The sequence below is a fragment of the Pseudomonadota bacterium genome (assembly GCA_016927275.1).
Lineage (GTDB): Bacteria > UBA10199 > UBA10199 > 2-02-FULL-44-16 > JAAZCA01 > JAFGMW01.
Genome location: JAFGMW010000054.1, coordinates 1 through 18,791 on the forward strand (window position 1 = coordinate 1; position 18,791 = coordinate 18,791).

Annotated in this window: 14 protein-coding genes; 7 read left to right on the forward strand and 7 right to left on the reverse strand. The window is 63.1% G+C overall.

Features of this window, described 5'->3' with window-relative positions:
• The coding region (locus JXA24_03350) for an RluA family pseudouridine synthase (GenBank protein MBN1282791.1) at positions 1-1,061 on the reverse strand (1,061 nt) is incomplete at its 3' end.
• A gap of 94 nt (positions 1,062-1,155) precedes the next feature.
• On the opposite strand from JXA24_03350, the gene JXA24_03355 reads away from it, so the two are divergent.
• Positions 1,156-1,641, forward strand: a complete 486-nt coding sequence (locus JXA24_03355) for a hypothetical protein (GenBank protein ID MBN1282792.1) — start codon at positions 1,156-1,158, stop codon at positions 1,639-1,641.
• 10 nt (positions 1,642-1,651) lie between these two features.
• Here the strand turns inward: JXA24_03355 and gyrB are convergent, their stop codons facing one another.
• The 4 genes from gyrB to dnaA form a co-directional block, all read right to left on the reverse strand.
• Positions 1,652-4,189, reverse strand: coding sequence for a DNA topoisomerase (ATP-hydrolyzing) subunit B (gyrB, locus tag JXA24_03360; protein MBN1282793.1), 2,538 nt, complete (start codon positions 4,187-4,189; stop codon positions 1,652-1,654).
• A 171-nt stretch (positions 4,190-4,360) separates the two neighbouring features.
• The gene (locus JXA24_03365; protein MBN1282794.1) at positions 4,361-5,479 is read right to left on the reverse strand and encodes a DNA replication/repair protein RecF; all 1,119 of its coding nucleotides are present in this window, start codon (positions 5,477-5,479) and stop codon (positions 4,361-4,363) included.
• Between the two features lie 15 nt (positions 5,480-5,494).
• Positions 5,495-6,607 (reverse strand): DNA polymerase III subunit beta, encoded by a 1,113-nt coding sequence (gene dnaN, locus JXA24_03370; protein ID MBN1282795.1) that lies wholly within the window; start codon positions 6,605-6,607, stop codon positions 5,495-5,497.
• 258 nt (positions 6,608-6,865) lie between these two features.
• A complete protein-coding gene (gene dnaA / locus JXA24_03375; GenBank protein MBN1282796.1) occupies positions 6,866-8,206 on the reverse strand; it encodes a chromosomal replication initiator protein DnaA in 1,341 nt (446 codons plus the stop codon).
• 523 nt (positions 8,207-8,729) lie between these two features.
• On the opposite strand from dnaA, the gene JXA24_03380 reads away from it, so the two are divergent.
• Positions 8,730-10,502 carry a Na+:solute symporter gene (locus JXA24_03380; GenBank protein MBN1282797.1) on the forward strand — a complete coding sequence of 591 codons (1,773 nt, stop codon included), beginning with the start codon at positions 8,730-8,732 and terminating at the stop codon, positions 10,500-10,502.
• A gap of 14 nt (positions 10,503-10,516) precedes the next feature.
• Here JXA24_03380 and JXA24_03385 read toward each other — a convergent pair whose 3' ends face one another.
• Positions 10,517-13,603 (reverse strand): hypothetical protein, encoded by a 3,087-nt coding sequence (locus tag JXA24_03385; GenBank protein MBN1282798.1) that lies wholly within the window; start codon positions 13,601-13,603, stop codon positions 10,517-10,519.
• Between the two features lie 367 nt (positions 13,604-13,970).
• Here JXA24_03385 and rpmH point away from each other — a divergent pair, with 367 nt between their 5' ends.
• From rpmH to JXA24_03410, 5 genes are read left to right on the forward strand one after another with little or no spacing between them, the layout of a single operon-like run.
• The gene (gene rpmH, locus JXA24_03390) at positions 13,971-14,108 is read left to right on the forward strand and encodes a 50S ribosomal protein L34 (GenBank protein MBN1282799.1); all 138 of its coding nucleotides are present in this window, start codon (positions 13,971-13,973) and stop codon (positions 14,106-14,108) included.
• A gap of 18 nt (positions 14,109-14,126) precedes the next feature.
• Positions 14,127-14,456, forward strand: coding sequence for a ribonuclease P protein component (rnpA, locus tag JXA24_03395; protein MBN1282800.1), 330 nt, complete (start codon positions 14,127-14,129; stop codon positions 14,454-14,456).
• Positions 14,453-14,686, forward strand: a complete 234-nt coding sequence (yidD, locus tag JXA24_03400; protein ID MBN1282801.1) for a membrane protein insertion efficiency factor YidD — start codon at positions 14,453-14,455, stop codon at positions 14,684-14,686. Before rnpA ends, yidD begins: the two co-directional genes overlap by 4 nt.
• Before the next feature lie 2 nt (positions 14,687-14,688).
• Positions 14,689-16,374 carry a membrane protein insertase YidC gene (gene yidC, locus JXA24_03405; GenBank protein ID MBN1282802.1) on the forward strand — a complete coding sequence of 562 codons (1,686 nt, stop codon included), beginning with the start codon at positions 14,689-14,691 and terminating at the stop codon, positions 16,372-16,374.
• A gap of 15 nt (positions 16,375-16,389) precedes the next feature.
• Positions 16,390-17,037, forward strand: a complete 648-nt coding sequence (locus JXA24_03410) for an energy-coupling factor ABC transporter permease (GenBank protein ID MBN1282803.1) — start codon at positions 16,390-16,392, stop codon at positions 17,035-17,037.
• Between the two features lie 33 nt (positions 17,038-17,070).
• Here the strand turns inward: JXA24_03410 and gatE are convergent.
• The coding region (gene gatE, locus JXA24_03415; protein MBN1282804.1) for a Glu-tRNA(Gln) amidotransferase subunit GatE at positions 17,071-18,791 on the reverse strand (1,721 nt) is incomplete at its 5' end.

An 18,791-nucleotide genomic window follows, 5' to 3' on the forward strand; every position in this document is an offset into this window, starting at 1 on the left:
GCCTTCATGTCGTCCGGCATGGGGGAGCGGAAAGTCATCTTTCGCCCGCCGGACGGGTGCTTGAAGCCGAGGTACGCTGCGTGCAGGGCGTGCCTGCGGAAGCCGAGGGTGCGGTCGACCTCGTCCATGAGCTCCGGCCGCTTCTCGGCGAGCTCCTTCGCGTAGAGGGCGTCGCCGAGGACCGGGAAACCCTCGGCCGCCAGGTGCACCCTGATCTGGTGGGTGCGGCCGGTGCGCACGCTCAACTCGACGAGCGTGGCGTCCTTGTAGCGCTCCTTGACCCTGTATTCGGTGACCGCCCTCCTGCCGCCGGGGCCCTCCGCCTCGCGCGCCTTCTTGCCCTCGCCGAACTCTCCCTTCTCCAGCGGCCGGTCGATCACGCCGTTCTCCCTCTCGATCCTGCCCTCCACTATCGCGAGGTAGGTCCGCTGTATCGAGTGCTCCTTGAACTGGCCGGTTAGCCTCTGGCCGTCCCTCGAGAGCGCGAAGACCATGACCCCGCTGGTCTCGGCATCGAGCCTGTGCAGCGGCGAGACGAACGAGGCCTTGCCGTCGCGGTACTTGCGCCTGAGAAACGAGCGCACGCGATCTATCATGCTCTCCCTGGCGTCCGCCTTGTCGTTCGGCACGGAGAGCAGGCCGCCCGGCTTCTCCACTACGATCAGGTCTCGGTCCTGATGATAGACCTTGACGCTGACCGGCTCCTTCTTCGGACGGTGCTCCCTGCCCTTTTTCCTGGCCTTTCTCCTGGCGAAGTGGCGGTCTATGGAGGCCGAGACGCCTGCGGCGCGCGACTTTGCCTGGGGCCTCATCTCCGGGCGCCTCGCCCTTTCGGGCTGCGCTTCGGGGCCCTGCGCCATCGCCTCTCCCGGCCGCTCCCTCAGGGCCCTCACATCCACCTCGTCGCCCGCGCAGAGCTCCCAGCCCGCGATCACCACGCGGCGGCCGTTGATGACGACCCTGCCCGCGTCCAGCAGCGCCTTGACCTGCTTGCGCGAGACGCCGGCGAGCCTGGACTGAAGCCACAGGTCCAGCCTCTGGCCCGCCTCGTTGCTGCTCACTTTATGGCTGCTTCCTTCCACCGGTCTCTCCCTCTGAATATCCTTGACCCATGACCCCCAAATGCTATCCCATAGCGCTGAAAAAGGAGGCACTATGCCAAGAGTAGAGCTGGCCGAGCTGGCCGCTGAGCTGCCGCAGGACTGGAACGTCCAGGGCATGCTCACGCTCACGTTGCCCTCGGAAGACCCCAACGTCAAGCCGAATGTCATCCTGACCAAGGAGTACCTGCCCGGCGAGATCGACCTCGCAACCTATTTCGGCCGCATCAGGGACTCCATCGTCAAGCGGGGCATCAAGGACCTCAAGATCTCCGACGAGAAGGACATAGCGATCTCCGGGGTCCGCGGCAAGATGATGGTCTGCAGCTGGGACGTCTCCGCCATGGCCGAGATGCTCCGCCAGCAGCAGCCGGACCGCCCCGCCCCGAACATAAAGGAGGGGCAGATCGTAAAGCAGATCCAGGTGACGCTCCTCAAGGACAAGCTCGCCGTCAACATGACCGCGAGCTTCCCGGACGAGAAGTTCCAGGACTACTACAGGCCGTTCCAGGAGTTTTTGAAGACCTTGAAGATCGCGTAGGCCCCGGAATTTATATATCCAGGTTCCTCACGTAGAGCGCGTTCTTCTCGATGAACTCGCGCCTGGGCTCGACCTGGTCGCCCATGAGCACCGAGAAGATGCTGTCCGCCTCGACCGCGTCGTCTATGCGCACCTGCAGCAGGGTGCGCCGCTCCGGGTCGAGGGTCGTCTCCCAGAGCTGGCTCGGGTTCATCTCGCCGAGGCCTTTGTAGCGCTGGATGTCGAAGCCCCTCTTGCCCTCGGTCAGTATGTACTCCTTCACCTTCTGCAGGCTCGAAAGCTCGGTGGATTCGCCGTCGTGGCCCACGGTGTAGGGCGCCTTCCCGAGCTTTGAGAACTCCTCGTAAAGGGACTTGAGCTCCTTGAACTCGGGCGAGTGAAGGAACTCGATGTCGATCGCGGTCTCCCTCGGGAACCCGTCCCACACCGTGTTGTATATCACCCTCTTCGCCTCGTCCTTCGGGTCGTCGCCCTGGTCTATTTTGAAGTCGGACAGCTCGGGGTAGCGCCTGTTGAGATACGCCGCCATCTCGTCCAGCGCCGAGTCTATCTTCTTCTGCGGGCCCGAGAGCACCGTGTGGTTGAGCGCCCCGGTCTCCACCACCGCGTCTATGATCCTCGGGTCCCTGCGGGTCTTGAGTATGTCCAGGATGTCGGAGTAGCGGATCAGCTGGCGGGTGATCTTCGCCAGCGCCTTGCCGGAGTAGGCCTTGTCGGTGCCTTTCGGCCTGACGGTGATCCCCTCGACGCCCAGGTCGATGAGGAACCCCTCCAGGGCGCCGTCGTCCTTGAGGTACTTCTCCGACTTGCCCTTCTTCACCCTGTAGAGCGGCGGCTGCCCTATGTAGAGGTAGCCGTTCTCGATTATCTCGGGCATCTGTCTGTAGAAGAAGGTGAGCAGCAGGGTGCGTATGTGCGCGCCGTCGACGTCCGCGTCGGCCAGGAGGATGATGCGGTGGTACCGAAGCCTGGAGAGGTCGAAGTCGCCCTCGCCGACGCCTGTGCCCAGCGCGGTGATGATGGTGCGGATCTCTTCCGACGAGAGCATCTTGTCGAAGCGGGCCTTCTCGACGTTGAGGATCTTTCCCTTGAGCGGCAGTATCGCCTGAAACCTGCGGTCGCGACCCTGTTTCGCCGAGCCCCCTGCGCTGTCGCCCTCCACGATGTAGAGCTCCGAGACCGCCGGGTCGCGCTCCTGGCAGTCGGCGAGTTTGCCCGGCAGGGTGCCGGCCTCCATCGCGCTCTTGCGGCGGACCAGGTTGCGGGCCTGGCGCGCGGCCTCGCGGGCGCTGGCGGCCACCACCGCCTTGTCCACGATCTTGCGGGCGACCGTGCCGTTCATCTCGAGGAACTCGCCCAGCTTCTCGTAGACGACCTGCTTCACAATCCCCTCGATCTCAGAGTTGCCGAGCTTGCCCTTGGTCTGCCCCTCGAACTGCGGGTTGGGAAGCTTGACCGAGATGACCGCGCACAGCCCCTCGCGGATGTCCTCCCCGTCCGGCGGCTTGTTCAGCTTCTTGAGAAGATCGTTCTTGGAGGCGTACTGGTTGATGGTCCTGGTGAGCGCGGATTTCAGGCCCGAGAGGTGCGTGCCTCCGTCGCGGGTGTTTATGTTGTTGGCGAAGGAGAATATCTGCTCCTTGTATCCGGTGTTCCACTGCATGGCCACATCGACCACCACGTTGTCCTTCTCGGCCTCGAAATGTATCACCTTGCCGTGCACCGCGTCCTTGGCCTTGTTGAGGTGCTCGACGAAGCTCCGTATGCCGCCCTCGTACTGGAAGATGTGCTGCTTGTCCTTCTCGCGCTCGTCGGTTATCGAGATCTTCAGCCCCTTGTTAAGAAAGGCGATCTCCCTCAGCCTCTGCGAGAGCGTGTCGAAGTTCACGTCGGTGGTCTCGAATATCTCCGCGTCCGCCTTCCAGTGGACCTTGGTGCCGGTCCTCTCGCTCTTGCCCTTGACTTCCAGGGGGGCGTCCGGCTTCCCCCTCCTGTAGCTCTGATAGTAGAGCTTGCCTTCGCGCCTGATCTCCAGCTTGAGCCATTCGGAGAGGGCGTTGACGCAGGAGATGCCCACGCCGTGCAGGCCGCCCGAGACCTTGTACGCGGAGTGGTCGAATTTGCCCCCCGCGTGCAGCTTGGTCATGACGACCTCGGCCGCGGAGACCTTCTCGGTCTCGTGCATGTCGACCGGGATGCCGCGCCCGTTGTCCTCCACCGATACGGAGCCGTCGATGTGGATCACGACGTCGACGTCCGTGCAGAACCCGGCGAGCGACTCGTCCACCGAGTTGTCGACCGCCTCGTAGACGAGCTGATGAAGGCCGTGGACGTTCGTGGACCCGATGTACATCGCCGGGCGGCGGCGCACCGCGTCGAGCCCCTCGAGAACCTTGATCTTGGACGCATCGTAGGAATGGCCTGTCTTGACGGCTGGCGCCGGTGCGCCGGACCCCCCCGGCGGTTTCCCGGCCGAGCCGGCCGCCGTAGCCTTTCCAGCCTGCGCTTTTGTCCTGGTCTTTTCGTCGGTCACGCGCTGTCTCTCCATGGGTGTTCCTCGGGCCCTGTCCGCTGTCCTGCTGTATGGTCGGTTGGGCATACAGGCCGTTGATTTGGAAGGCTTTTTCAACAACCAGGGCAGGACGATGGATAGCATATGGCCGGGCCGAAGTAAAGCGGTATGAGGCGAGATTGCGGGTCGCAAACGCCGATTTTGCGGCTATTTCCGGGCGACGACCTCGCCGGAACTCACCACGAAGACCCGGGCCCTGCCGCGGGAGGCGAATTTCAAATCCCCCTCCGACGTGGCGGTGACGAAGGCCTGGCCGCTGTTTGCGGCGATTGAATCGAAGAAGAGGCGGTTGCGGTCGCGGTCCAGCTCGCTTGCAACGTCGTCGAGCAGGAGGATCGGCTCGTCGCCCGCCTCCTCCCTGAGCATCTCCATCTCCGAGAGCTTGAGCGCCAGCACGAAGCTGCGATGCTGGCCCTGGGAGCCGAAGCTCTTCACCCCGGCGCTTCCTATCCTCGCCTCCAGGTCGTCCCTGTGCGGGCCGACCAGCGTCGTGCACCTTGCAAACTCGTCATCCCTCCTCGCCTCGATCTGACGCGCAAGGCCTGCGCGCACGGCGGGTGCGCCACCCTCGAGGAGACCTTCACCGCATTGCGGCGCATAGAGGAGCGTGGCCCGGCCGTCTCCGGGCGCCATCGCCCCGTACAGGCGCGGCAGCCTGCGGTTGAGGAGCTCGACCCACCTCGCCCTCATTTCCACGATCCTGGCGCCCGCTTCGGCGAGCTGTTCGTCCCACGGCACAAGCTCCCTCTCCCTCTCGGGCCTTGGCATCTCCACGTCCGTGAGGATCCGGTTTCTCTGCCTCACTATCTTCTCGTATCTGGACACGTGAGACCTGTGGGTCCCTGCGAGCTGCGAGATGAACGAGTCGAGATATCTGCGCCTTGCGGCCGGCGAGCTCCGAAGCAGCATTATCTCCTCAGGCGCAAAGAGCACGCACCTGAGCGCCGCCGGCCCCCTGGCGAGCGCCCTCTTCCCGTTTCGCTCAAACCCCTTCCTGCCCTGCTCCATGGACACCCTTATCCGGTCCTCGCCCCTGGCCCCGGCCACGCGCGCGGAGACGTCGGCCCTGGTGGCGTCCCAGCCTATCATGTCGCGGAATTCAGAGGTCCGAAAGGATGTGCCCGTGGAAAGGAGGCCGATGGCCTCAACGATATTGGTCTTGCCCTGGGCGTTCCTCCCGACGAGCAGGTTGACCCCGGGGCCAGGATCGAGGCGCAGCTCCGCTATGTTCCTGAAGCCGTCGAGCGATAAGGATTCGATGCGCATCGCGGGTAGAAAGCGTCACAGCCTCATCGGCATGATCACGTGCGTGAACCCGCGATCGAACTCGCTCATGACGAGACACGGCGATGTCTCGTCCCCGAGCTGCAGCGCCGCCTGTTCGTCCTCGATCACGTTCAGCGCGTCTATGAAGTAGCGCGCGTTGAAGCCGATGTCGAATGCGTCCCCTTTGTACTGGACGGAGAGCTCCTCCCTTGCCTCGCCGAGGTCCGGGTTCGAAGCGGAGATGTCAAGGGACCCCGATGAGATCGTGAACCTGACGCCGCGGGAGCGGTCTGTCGACAGGACCGAGACGCGCTTGAGCGCGTGTATCAACTCCTGGCGGTTCGCCGACACCACCCTCTTGCTCTTTTTCGGGATCACCTGTTCGTACGGCGGGAACTGGCCGTCTATGAGCCTGATCACGAGGGTCGTGTTGTCCCTGTAGGCGATGAGGTGTTTGGCGTCGGCCCAGAGCTCTGCCGGCGAATCCCCGGCCTCCATGAGCCTTTTGAGCTCCATCACGCCCTTTCTGGGCAGTATGCCTCCTTTCGGCATGTTCCATTTGGCGTCGACCTCGCGCCTGACAACCGAGAGCCTGTGCCCGTCTGTGGCGACCATCTGGATGGTCTTGCCGTTCTCCCCGCCCGAGAAATCGGTATAAACGCCGTTTAGATTATATCTGGTCTCGTCGCTCGACATGGCAAACGACGTCTTGTCTATCATGTCGCATATGAGCTTCGCCTCCACCTTCTGAGTCTGGCCCGACCCCCTCTTCGGGAGGGCCGGGAACTCGTCCGGCGCCTGCCCCACTATTTTGAAGCTGCTCTTCCCGCACTTGATCTCCACCCTGTTTCCGCTCTTCAGCTTAAAGTGAACCGCCTCGTCCGGGAGCTCCTTGACTATGTCGTACAGGCTCTTCGCGTGGACGGTGACCCTGCCGTTCTCAACGACGTCCGCCGCATAAGCGCAGTTCATGCCGACTTCCAGGTCCGTCGCAGTCACAGACAGGTTTTTGCCCGCTGCCTCGAGGAGCACGTTGGTGAGGATCGGCATGGTGCTCTTCCTCTCCACGACGCTCTGGACCAGGCCGAGGCCCCTCATGATCTCCGTGCGTGCGATTTTGATCTCCATGGCGACACCTCTCTGTTTTTAAAAAAGTATTATATATAGAAAAACAGCAGTAGTAATAGAGCGTGTGGATATGTTCATAAAACCCAAAACACCGCGGGAAACAGGATCATACAAGAGACAGCTCATGTTGTGTCTACCGGGAAAACCCGTCAAGACACACAGCAGAGAGAGGACTATTCCAGCCGAACGCGAGCTGTCAACAGACAAATTGGGACTGTCCACAAAGATATGTACAGGGCCGGTTGAAAAGCCTGAAGATCAATGGAGGATGTTCTTTTCCAGAATGGCGATCTCGCCCTGGATGCGCGTGTCGGTCTTCATGAGCTTCTCGATCTTGCGGCAGGCGTGCATGACGGTGGTGTGGTCCTTGCCTCCAAACTTCCCGCCTATCTCGGGGAAGGACGAGCCCACGTGCTTCTTGCACAGGTACATGGCGATCTGCCTGGGAAACGCCAAAACCCTCATCCTGCGCGGCGATTTCAGGTCGGAGACGTTGAGGTTGTAAAAGCCGGCCACGGTCTTCTGAATCGACTCTATGGAGCAGGTCCGCTCCCTGTTGCAGAGCATGCTCCCCATGACCTCCTGAGCCAGCTCCACGCTCATGGAGGCGCCGGTGAGAGAGGCGAAGGCGTTGATTCGCAGCAGGGACCCCTCCAACTCCCTGACGTTGCTCTTTATTGAGCTGGCCAGGAACATGGCCACGCTGTCCGGGCACTTGAGGTTCGAGATCTCCGCCTTTTTCTTGAGGATTGCGATCCTCGTCTCGAGGTCTGGCGGCTTGATGTCGGCGATGAGTCCCCACTCGAAGCGGGAGCTGAGCCTCTCCTCGATGCCCTGGATGTCCTTGGGGAGCTTGTCGCCCGTTATGACGATCTGCCTCTGGGCCTCATGGAGCGCGTTGAAGGTGTGAAAGAACTCCTCCTGGGTTCGTTCCTTGCCGCCCAGGAACTGAATGTCGTCTATGAGCAGGACATCGCAGCTGTCGCGGTATTTCTTCCTGAAATCATGCATCCTCTGGTATCGCAGGCAGTTTATCAGTTCGTTCATGAACTTCTCTGCGCTGACGTATATTATATTGAGGTTTGACTGGCTGCTGGCGACCTGGAGGCCGATTGCGTGCAACAGGTGAGTCTTGCCCAGCCCCACCCCGCCGAAGATGAACAGGGGGTTGTAATGGCCGCCGGGGAGGTCGGCCGCTGCCTTGCATGCGGCATGGGCGAACTGGTTGCAGCTGCCTACCACGAACCGGTCGAAGGAGTATTTGCCGTTCAGGTTCTCGACCGAGCGTATCAGCGGCGCCTCGGCCTCCTTCTCAGGTGCCCCCTCGGCACACGCGTCCTCCAGATGGGCCGGCCCCTCAGTCTCCTCCACGTCGAAGCAGACCCTCAGGTTCTTGTCTGTGATCTGAAAGAGCTCCTGTGCGATCAGGTCGCTGTAATAATCGCTTATCCAGTCGGCCACGAACTTGTTGGGCACCTTGAGGACAAAAGAGCCCTCATTGAGGCTTGACCCCAGGATCGGCTTGAACCATGTGTTATAGTTCAAGTCGCTGATCTTGCTGCGCATTCTATCTTTCAGCTGTTCGAGGACGTTGTTCATAAGGAGACAAATTCACAATGTTATCCACATCTGTGGATAACCCCTGGGTTTAAAACCTTCAGTAAAAGATGCCCTCTTCGGAAACAGAACCGACGCAGATGCGAGTCTCTCCGACGAACCCAAAGTCGATGATCGGCCCTGTCGACAGGCTGCGGACATGAATCTTGAGCGCAGCGCGGTGGGAGCAATCGATCGTCACTCGCGCACGTCTAGTGGAGCGGGTGGACCGTTTGCAAGGGGAAAAAAATTTTGCAGCGGCTGTTTCGACAACCGGCCAAGAGACAAGGCGATTTTGTGCTTATTTTTTTAAATAAATTTTTTTCGCTGAAAAAAAGGAAACGACTTGACGTTTAGGGAGCGAAGAAAAATTTGTTTAAATCAGGCATTAGGGGCCAACCCTTGATTTAATCTTAAGGGTAGTTATCCACAGCCCGGTCGCCAAAGGGGAAGCGGGGATTTTTCGCTTGCCAGGTTGATGTCCGCTGGGATAGAGGCTGACGGGCCTTCTGCCCGGGAGAGATGAATGGGGCTGCATCCGCTGGATTGGTCGATAGTGGTCGGCTACATGGTCCTCGCAGTCGGGATCGGCCTCTTCTTGAGGAGGCGCGCCGGCAAGGGCCTTTCCAACTACTTCCTCTCGAATCGAAGCTTCCCCTGGTGGCTGGTCGGCACATCCATGGTCGCCACCACGTTCTCGGCAGACACCCCCCTGGCCGTGACCGGCCTCATCGCAAAAAACGGCATCGCCGGGAACTGGTTCTGGTGGATCACCGGCCTCTCGACGCTCACGGTGACGTTCTTCTTCGCGCGATGGTGGCACCGCTCGCGCGTGCTCACCGACGTCGAGTATCTCGAGCTCCGCTACTCGGGGAGGTCGGCCGCCGCTCTGCGCGGGTTCGCGGCGCTGTACCGTGGCCTTCTGCTCAACGCCATCAAGCTCGGCTGGGTGCTACTTGCCATGGCAAAGGTGCTGGACACGATCTTCGACGTCAACAAGGAGACGGCGCTTCTCATAAGCCTGCTCATCGTTCTCATCTACAGCACGATGTCCGGCTTCTGGGGGGTGGTGGTGCTCGACTTCTTCGCGTTCCTCATCGCCATGCTGGGCTGCATCGCCCTGGCGGTCCTCTCGGTGAAGCACATCGGCGGCATGGACGCGTTGCACTCGGGGCTCATGGCGCGGTTCGGCGAGAAGGGCGCCATGGATATGATGGCGATATTCCCTTCGGTAGATTCGGCGTGGATGCCGCTCTTCACAGTAGTGGTCTATTTCGGGATCCTCTGGTGGGCGGACGCCAGGGTCGAGGGTGGCGCGTACGTGGCCCAGCGGCTCATGGCGTCGAAAAACGAAAAACACGCCACGCTCGCCAGCCTCTGGTTCACCTTCGCCAACATAGCGCTTCGGCCCTGGCCGTGGGTGATAATAGCGCTCGCCTCGTTCGTGGTGTTCCCGGACCTCGCGGACAAGGAGGCGGGCTTCCCGATGATGATGAAGACCGTTCTCCCGATAGGGCTCAGGGGCCTCATGGTGACCGCCTTCTTCGCGGCGTTCATGTCGACGATAGACACGCTCGTGAACTGGGGCTCCTCCTACGTGGTCAACGACTTCTACAAGCGGTTCTTCGCGAGGGAGAAGGGCGAGCGGCACTATGTGATAGCGGCCAAGTTCTGCGAGGCGGGCCTGCTCTGCATCGGCTATTTCGTGAGCCTGAAGGCCAGCTCGGTCAGCGGGATGTGGCAGTTCATAGTCGACCTCACCGCCGGCCTCGGGGTGGTGTACGTGGCCCGCTGGCTGTGGTGGCGGGTCAACGCGTGGTCCGAGATCGCCGCCATGACCGCCTCCGGCGCGACCACCATACTGCTCAAGATATTCACCGACCTGGACTTCGCGCACAGCCTGGTCGTGATACTGGCGGTCACTACCGCCAGCTGGGTGACCGTGACCTTCCTCACCAGCCCGGTCTCGATGGAGAAGCTCACCGAGTTCTACAGGAGGGTGAGGCCATATCCGCTGTTCTGGAAACCGGTGCTGGCCAACATCGACGACCCCGCCGAGAGGCATTGCCCCGACGATTTCTTCAAGAACGTCAGGTGCTGGGCCATCTCGGCGGTGGCGCTCTATTCGATGCTCTTCGCCATAGGCAAGTGGGTGCTCTGGGTCCCCTCCCACGCGCTGGCGCTCACGCTGCTCTGCGCGGTCTCGCTTGTCCTGCTCTGGAACGAGATGAGGGAGAGAAGGCCGCAGGTTGAAGAGGCGCCGGCGATTGCGAAGGAGCCGGCGCTCGAATCGGACTGAAGGGATCCTCCCCGCTATTTCAGCATGGAGCTTATGAACGGCATGGCCGCGCCCGAGAGCAGCGGGGCGTTGGCGGCGAAACCCTGCGCGAACTTCGGCCCGAGGCCAAACTGCCGCGCCGGGGCCATGGCTCCCGGGCAGACCCTGTACGGGTGTTTCAGCAGGGCGTAGAGCGCCTCCTTTTTCGCGGCGCGTTCGGCCGGGAGCTCTATCGGCCTGCGGTCGACCCTCAGCCTCGCATGCACGTCGCGGTTCTGCTCGAAGAAGCGCGCGATCTTCTCCGCGTGCGGGCCGCCCTTTGCGGCGGAGAGCGTGACCATGAGCCCGCGCGCCACATCGGCGTCCTCCGGCCTCGCGAGGAACTTCCCGGTTGCGTCCAGCAGCGTCTTCATCTGCAGGTCGGTGAGCCCGTCCTCCTTTGGGTCGGCCATGACCGCGTCGTGCATCATGGCGTAGGTGTTCTCCTCGGGCAACATGTAGGGGGCGAGCCTCTTGCCCCTGAGGGAGTTCACGAAGACCCTGGTGGGCAGCGTCAGCGTGTCCAGGCTCATCTTGGTGACCGCCGCCGCGGGGGGCACGCGCCTGAGCGAGCGCGCCATGGCCCTCATCACCCCGGGGCTCGCCTCGCCACCGGCGTTGGCGAGCATGGAGCGGAAGCTCTGGGCGGCGGGTTTGGATCCGGCCAGGTCGTTGAACGTGCAGCCGAGCAGCGAATTGGTGACCAGAAAGCCCACCGAGACGCCGGCCAGCACCGGGAGGAACCCGTCCCAATGGCCGGAGGCTATGCGGATGAGGTTGCCCGCGTGATCGTATGCGAGGAGGCGGGCCGCCTTGTTCTGCAGGAAGCGGTGCGGGTTGACCATGAGGGCCGCGCCGTGGGTCGCTATTATGGGGAGCATCCCGATCTGGCGGCCGACCGACTCGGCCACCATCTGGCTGAAGCTCTCGCTCTTCTGTAGCGGTGCGAAGTTGGTGCTGGTACCCACATAGAGGTTGATGACCCCCGCCGCCCCGAGCACGTTGTACCACTGGATCTCTTTGAACCCCCTGTTGCCGATGAGGGTCTGCCCGAGGATCTGGTAGCCCGCGCCGACCGCCGCGGTGCCGATCAGGTTGAGCGGCAGGGTCACCGGTCCTGCGGTGACGTACCCCGGGTCCGCCCCGAGCGCTGCGCCGATGTTGGCGGCCAGCAGAAGGCCGCCCGGGACGAACGCGGGCCCGATCGTGTTGAACGATCGCCTGAACGAGGGCGAGAACCTGCTGGCGGCGTAGTAGCCGAGCGATGCGGCCTGATATGCGGCGAGCCCCTGCTGCCAGCCGTTTGCGCCCGCCAGATCGGAGGCCGCCCTGCCCGCCCTCGCGAAGAGGCTGCCGTCGAAGACCGAGGAGACGGCGTCGCGGTACGTGTCGATCGCGGCGACGAGCGTCGAGCCGAGAGTCGTCTGGCTGAAGTGCGAGGCGTAGCCGGCGGCGCCCGAAGCCCCGAGCGCCGAGACCGCGGCCCCGGCCTCCGAGCTGAGCGCCGAGATTGCGCCCGACACGATGCTCCCCAGCCCCTCGAGAGAACCGGCGGCGACCATGGATTCGGGGGCAGCCTCGATCATCCTGCCTATTACGGGCGCCTCCGATATCGCGCCCAGCCCCGGGAGCTGGCCGCCGAAGATCACATACGGCAGCAGGCTCTTTCCTGCAAAGGCGGCCGTGTTGGAGATGGCGGCGGCCGGGCCGATGTCGTCCAGCCCTATCTCGCGAGCCTCGCCGGTCTCGCTGGCCACGGCGCCGTTGTAGAGCCTGGTCGCGCCGTCGAAGATTGCGGCGCCGGCCCCCGACGCGGCGAGAAGGTCCTGGAAGGAGGCCTCTCCGCAGCTGGCCGCATACACCGCCCCCGCCGCCCCCGCTGCCCCGCCGGCCCAGGTCATGAACGTGTTGAACGGCTTGCGGCGCCTTGCGTTCTTCAGCGTGTGCGTGAGCCAGATCCACGCGCGGGTCCCCAGCGAAAGGTCGCCGAGCTCGTCGATCGGTTTGAGGGAGCCGCTTTCGTCGATGAAGTGCCTCGCGAGCCTTGCCTTCCTCTTTTCAGAGAGGGGAGAGGCGGAGATGATCTCCTCCAGAGTCTCTTTCCCGAGCGCGCTAGCGTGCTCCTCCTGTATCCCGCGCAGCTCTCCGTACGCCATGGAGACGAGCCCGAGGCCCCAGAGCCTTCGGCCGATCTCCTGGCGCATGGCGATCATGGCGTCGCGATATTCAGGCTTGTCGAGAGGGAGCCTCGACTCCACCTCGCCGCGCAGCCGCACGATCTCCTTTACCTCCGCCAGGGCGCGCGAGAATTTCACCTCGGACAAAAGCTTCGCCGTCCTCATGAACCTGAGCTCTATGAGCTCCGCGTATGCCCGGAAGCGGGCGCCCTCTATGCCCGGCTGATGCAGGTCGTTGATCCTGAGCGCGGTCTCGTACTGCTTTATCGCCTCCTGCACGGTGCGCGACCGGTTGAGCGAGCGCCCCATGTAGATGTGGGCCAGCATCCGAAGCAGCCGCTGCCTCGGGGTGGTCGCGGCGCCGGCCAGCGGGTCGGGGAGCTCTTCGATCAGGAGGTCGAGGTAATGCTGGACCTTGCGCTGCTGCGGCTCCTCTGTGGCGAGCTCGGCCAGGGAGAAGCTGAGCCTCGAGAGGGCCTCCTGGCTCGCCTCTTCGGGCAACCAGGCGTGGAGAGGCGCGAGCAGGTCGGCGTCCCTGCCCAGGCTGTGGAGCGCCTCGAGCGCCTGCCCAAGGGCCTTGGTGGACGAGGCGCGACGCCCTGCTGCGAGGCTCGCGTGCGCGGAGGAGACGGAATCGATGAGCACGCCCAGGACATGGCCCACCGGCAGCTTTGGGCCGTCGTCCGGGAATGCGCCGAACGGCCTGGAGTCGCGCGTCCTGAGGGTCGCGTTGATCTGAAAGACGCCCGGCTCGGCGAGGCTGGCAAGCATCGAGCGCGCCTCGTTGAGGACCGGGTCTATCTGTGGATAACTTTTTTCAGGAAGCAGGTGTCCCGCCGACTCCGGCGCATGGGTTTGCGCCGTCACCGGCCTCTGGAAGGTCGGATTTAAATCGGTGCGCACCATCAGCTTAGAAAGAACGTCCCCTTAAAAGAAAAGGGGACCCGCAGGGCGGATCCCCTATTTTGAGTCGGCCTTTAAGGCCTTGATTTTCAAGCGCTTCTTTCTCATCTCCCCCCGGAAAATTTTGTATCAACTATCGATTCAACCGAACTTTTGCAAGGGAAAAGAGCGCCGACATCGAACAAATTTTTCATATTTTAATCCCGACTTCAGCTCTTCGCAAGGGGTTTTCCTTTCCCTTGACTATGAGGGGCAAAAATGGCTCTATGCCACAACTCTAACGCTCGGTATTTACGCGACAAGTCAGCGCCGATGACGGCAAAGGGCCGCGGGCGCTCAATGGGGCCGGATCAAGGAGAGATGTGTCATGGTGAAGAGGACCTTTCAGCCAAGCAAGCGCAAGAGGAAGAACAAGCACGGCTTCCGCAACAGGATGAAGACCAAGGGGGGGCGCAAGATCATCTCCAGGCGCAGGAGCAAGAAAAGGACCCGCGTCTCGGTGCGCTGACCGTTTTTCGGGGGCCGGATGCCCAGGTTCAGAAAGAGCTCCAGGATGCTCGCCCCCGAGGACTTCGCAGCAGTCAAGAAAAGGGGTCGCGCCGCCCGTTCCGGGCCGATGGCGGTTGCCTTTCTTTCAGGCGGGGCCGTAAGGCTCGGGATCGCCGTATCTGCGGCGGTTGGCAACGCGGTCGAGCGGAACCGGATAAAGCGTGTGGTGAGGGAGTTCTTCAGGTTGAACCGGGCGATGTTCCCCGACGGCGACTGCGTGGTGATACCGGGGCGGGGCGTTGCACAGATGAAGAACGAGGAGATAAGGCAGCGGCTGGCAAGGGCGCTGCTCATGCTTTCAAAATGAAGCGCGCGCTCATAAAGACGATCGATTTCTACAGGGCAGCCCTCTCCCCGATCGCCGCGGCGCTCGGCGCGCGCTGCAGGTTCCACCCGAGCTGCTCCGAATACGCGAGGGGGGCGATTGAGCGGTTCCCCCTGCCCAAAGCCGCGTCGCTGATCGCCGCGAGGCTTCTCAAGTGCGGCCCGTGGCACGGGGGAGGGGTCGATTATCTGCCTACAGGCGAGAAGGGGTGAAGATGAAGACAGAGCACAGGGCATTGATAGCGGTGGCGTTGTCGGCTGCGTTCTTCGTGCTGTGGTACACGGTGATAAGCCCGCCGAAGAAGGCCGAGACCCCCGGGCAGGGGGCCGCGGCCGTGCAGCAGGAGGAGGCCCAGCCACAGGCGCAGCCTGAGGCGGCGAAGGTCCCGGAGCAGGCGGCGAAGGGGGCGCTCGACCCGCAGGCCAAGATCCCGCCGGCGACGATCGTGCTGAGAAACGACCTCGTCGAGGTTGAGATCACAAACGACGGCGGCGCGGCCACGTCCTGGAGGCTCAAGGGTTACAACCAGGGCACGGAAAAGGACAGCCCGCTCATCGATCTCGCCGCGAGCGAAGGCAAAAGGCGGGCCCCGCTCTCGCTGTCGATCGAGGGCACCGGCTTCGCGATACCCGGGAGCCCGCGCTACGAGGTCGTGAGCCAGAGCGAAGCGGAGGCGGTCCTCCGCTGGCGCAGCCCGGGCGAGATCTCCATCACCAAGAAGATCGCGCTCGACCAGGGCAGTTACGTGGCGGGCGTCGACGTCGAGATAAAGAACGAGTCCGACAGGCCGTTCTCCGCAAGGCCGTCGCTCTCATGGGGCGGGGTGAACCTGCCGCAGGAGAAGAGGGGCTTCCTGTCGTTCATGCAGCCGCCGCAGACCGACGTCAAGCAGCCCGCATATTATTCCGACGGAAAGGTGCACAGGGAGAAGAACGCGGAGGAGACGGTGTCGGTGCCCGGCTCGCTCTATTGGTCGGGGCTCGAGAGCCGCTACTTCATAAGCGCCGTTGTGCCCAGGGTGCGCGGCGAGGGGATGGCCGCGTTCTACGGCGCCGGCAAGGTCGAGGGGGCAAAGGCCGGCACGATGGAGCTGTGGGCGGGGGCAACGCTTCCCTCGATCCCGCTCCCCGCCGGGCAGACGGCGAATGCGGCATTCTCGGTCTACTCGGGGCCCAAGGACATAAAGGACCTGAAGGCGATGGGCGTCGGGCTCGAGAAGGCGATCGACTACGGGTGGTTTTCCGTCATCGCGGTGCCGATCCTCTACCTTCTCAAGTTCTTCCACAGCCTCATCGGCAACTACGGCGTGGCGATCATACTGCTCACGATCTGCGTCAAGCTCCTGCTCCACCCTATCAACGTGAAATCGCTCAAGTCCATGAAGGCGATGCAGCAGCTCCAGCCGAGGCTCAAGGAGCTGCAGGCCAGGTTCAAGGACGACAAGCAGAAGCTCAACGCGGAGACCATGCAGCTCTTCCGCGCGCACAAGGTGAACCCCATGGGGGGATGCCTCCCGATGATCCTGCAGCTGCCGATCTACATAGCGCTCTACAAGGTGCTCTGGAGCTCGATAGAGCTCTATCACGCGCCGTTCTTCTGGTTCTACCGCGACCTCTCTGCGCCTGACCCGTATTTCATCACCCCGATACTGCTGGGCATCTTCATGTTCGCGCAGCAGCAGCTCACGCCCAGCGCCTCGGCCGACCCGACGCAGAAGAAGATGATGATGTTCATGCCGATCATGTTCACGATGTTCATGCTGTTCTTGCCGGTGGGGCTTGTGGTATATATCCTCGTCAACACGGTCATGAGCGTGACCCAGCAGTGGATGTACAACAGGGGGATCGGCTTCATGGACCTCGTCCGCGGCAGGGTCAAGCTCAAGGCCGCGAGCGCTTAGCGAAAAGGGGGCCACATGCATATTCCAGGGCACGGATTTCTTTCGGTGCCGGTCGCGGGAGCGACGTGGGCCTTGGCGACGGTCGCGGCGGTCCAGTCCGCAAGGCGCGTCGCGGCGCGCCTGACATGGCGCAACATGGCCAAGGCGGCGGCGCTCGCCGCGTTCGTCTTCGTCGCACAGCTCGAGATCTTCGATTTCCCGGCCGGCGGCACAAGCGCTCACGTCATAGGCGGGATGTTGCTCGCCGCGCTGGCAGGGCCGCATGCGGCGACCGTCATGATGTCGGCGGTGCTCGCTCTCCAGTGGGCGCTGCTCGGCGACGGCGGGTTCGTCTCGCTCGGAGCGAACATCTTGAGCATGGGGGTGGTGGGGCCGTGGGCGGGTTGGGCTGTTTACAGGTCGATCGCGTCGCTCAAGGAAGGCATTGCGGTCGCATCCCTTGGGCTCTTCGCAGGTTCGTGGGTCTCGATGGTCGCGGCGGCATCAGCATGCTCGATTGTCCTCTGGGCCTCGGGGGCGTCGCCGCTGAACGTCGTGCTCCCCTCCATGGTGCGGGCGCATGCCGTGGCCGGGATCGTCGAGGGTTTGGTCACGGTGGCGGCGGTCTTTGCGTTCAGGGCGGTCGAGGCGAGGGTCTTTGGGATCAGCAGGTCGCGGGCCTGAGGTTTTTCAATTGCGCGCAGAGGGGGTCGGCCATCACTCAAGGTGGCCGATCTTTTTTATGACTGAGTCGACGCCCTGCGGATCTGCGGCGAGATCCCTGACGAGAGATTCGTAGTGCTTGGCCTTCACCTTGCCCCGCCCGCATGCCGATACGAGCCTTGTCAGCGCTTCGTCCGATATGCGCGAGGTGTCGATCCCCTGCCTGGCGAGGCTCCGGGCCGCCTGCCCCACGAGCCTTGCGACCAGCTTCATGTCGGCCCTGTCGCTGTGCAGCCTGTCGACGAGTCCTATGCGCCCGGAGAGGGCGAGTCCCTTGATCGCGTCCTCGGGCAGGCCGTACTTCCTGAAGCGCTCCTCGACCGCGTAGGTGGGCTCGGGGAGCTGCGAGCGGATCGCCTCGACGCGTTCCTTCGCGATCCTGATCGGCGGGTGGTCGGTGTCGGGGTACATGCGGTCGGCGCCCGGGAGGATGCGCTCGAAGTCGGTGAGCCCCTCGCGCAGGTGCTGGCGCGTCTCGCACGGGACCCCGATGCACGCCTCCTTCATGCGGTCGCGGATCTCCTGCGTGGCCGTGATCGTGTCGCTGGCCTGGCCCCAGACGATCACGCCGACGTCGTCCGCGCCGAGCTTCATCGCCAGGCGGATCGCCCGCATGTCGATGTGGTTGCGCGGATACTCGGGGTAGTTGTCGGTGTGGTAGATGTTCGGGATGTCATCCAGACAGGCGATGACCCTCACGCGGCCGGCGAGCTCCGAGGAGAACATCCTGCCCGGCTGCGTCGGCGTGTTGAGTATCCCCCTGACCCCCTCGAGGCGTATGCCCCTGACGCGGTCGCCCTTCGCGATCGCCGACGAGAGCGTCGGCGATCGCGTGTCCCTGAACTCGTCGGTGATGTCCTGCTCGAAGCTCTTCAAATTCTCCGCGGTGATCTTTCTGCGCGCCAGCTCCGCGCGTATGTCGAGGAGCGCCCTCTGGCGCAGCGCCTCGATGCGGGTGAGCGCCGGCATCAGCTGGTACCTCGGCACGCCCTTGATCTCGACGCGGGAGCCGCCCTCGATCGAGACGTTCACGTCCTGGCGCGTGGCGCCGATCCCCCGGCGGACCTTGCCTGTCGCGCGGAGGAGCCTGCCTATGTGGCGCACGCCGCGGGCCGCCTCCTCCGGAGACCGAAAGCACGCCTCCGTAACCACCTCGATCAGCGGCATGCCGAGCCGGTCGGTGCGGAAGTGGATGAAGTGGCGCTCGTCCTTCACCTCGCGGCACGAGTCCTCCTCGATGGAGAAGTGGGAGATGCCGATGCGCTTCCCCTCGAACGGCATCCCGCCGTTGATGCCCACGATGCCGGTGCGCTGGAATCCGGTAGGGATCGATCCGTCCAGGTACTGCTTCCGCGCTATGTGGAACTCGTCGACCACCGAGCAGCCGCACAGGAGTGCCAACTCGATGGCTATGTCGAGCGCCTGGCTGTTTATGGGGAACGGAGGGGTGTCGTCCATCTCGTAGGTGCAGACCGACTGTTTGTTGAGCAGGTAGACGATCTCCTTCTTGGTCTTGAACTCCATGAGCGCGCACCCGTCGTACACCCCCATCTCCGAGAGCGTGGGGCGCATGTGGCGCAGGACCTCTGCATGGTGCTCCTTCGAGTACAGCCCCGCCGGGCAGCGGCAGAATAGCTTCTTGTCGGTGAGGAGCTGCTGGTGGATCTCCACCCCGCACTTGAAACCCAGCTTTGTCACGTCTTCATTCATCGCGC

Bases quoted from the DNA above. Each gene is read 5' to 3' on its own strand.
- dnaN (MBN1282795.1), bottom strand. From the start codon at position 6,607: ATGGAGATCAAAATCGCACGCACGGAGATCATGAGGGGCCTCGGCCTG.
- dnaA (MBN1282796.1), bottom strand. From the start codon at position 8,206: ATGAACAACGTCCTCGAACAGCTGAAAGATAGAATGCGCAGCAAGATC.
- JXA24_03385 (MBN1282798.1), bottom strand. From the start codon at position 13,603: ATGGTGCGCACCGATTTAAATCCGACCTTCCAGAGGCCGGTGACGGCG.
- yidC (MBN1282802.1), top strand. From the start codon at position 14,689: ATGAAGACAGAGCACAGGGCATTGATAGCGGTGGCGTTGTCGGCTGCG.
- JXA24_03380 (MBN1282797.1), top strand. From the start codon at position 8,730: ATGGGGCTGCATCCGCTGGATTGGTCGATAGTGGTCGGCTACATGGTC.
- yidD (MBN1282801.1), top strand. From the start codon at position 14,453: ATGAAGCGCGCGCTCATAAAGACGATCGATTTCTACAGGGCAGCCCTC.
- JXA24_03410 (MBN1282803.1), top strand. From the start codon at position 16,390: ATGCATATTCCAGGGCACGGATTTCTTTCGGTGCCGGTCGCGGGAGCG.
- JXA24_03365 (MBN1282794.1), bottom strand. From the start codon at position 5,479: ATGCGCATCGAATCCTTATCGCTCGACGGCTTCAGGAACATAGCGGAG.
- rnpA (MBN1282800.1), top strand. From the start codon at position 14,127: ATGCCCAGGTTCAGAAAGAGCTCCAGGATGCTCGCCCCCGAGGACTTC.
- JXA24_03355 (MBN1282792.1), top strand. From the start codon at position 1,156: ATGCCAAGAGTAGAGCTGGCCGAGCTGGCCGCTGAGCTGCCGCAGGAC.
- gyrB (MBN1282793.1), bottom strand. From the start codon at position 4,189: ATGGAGAGACAGCGCGTGACCGACGAAAAGACCAGGACAAAAGCGCAG.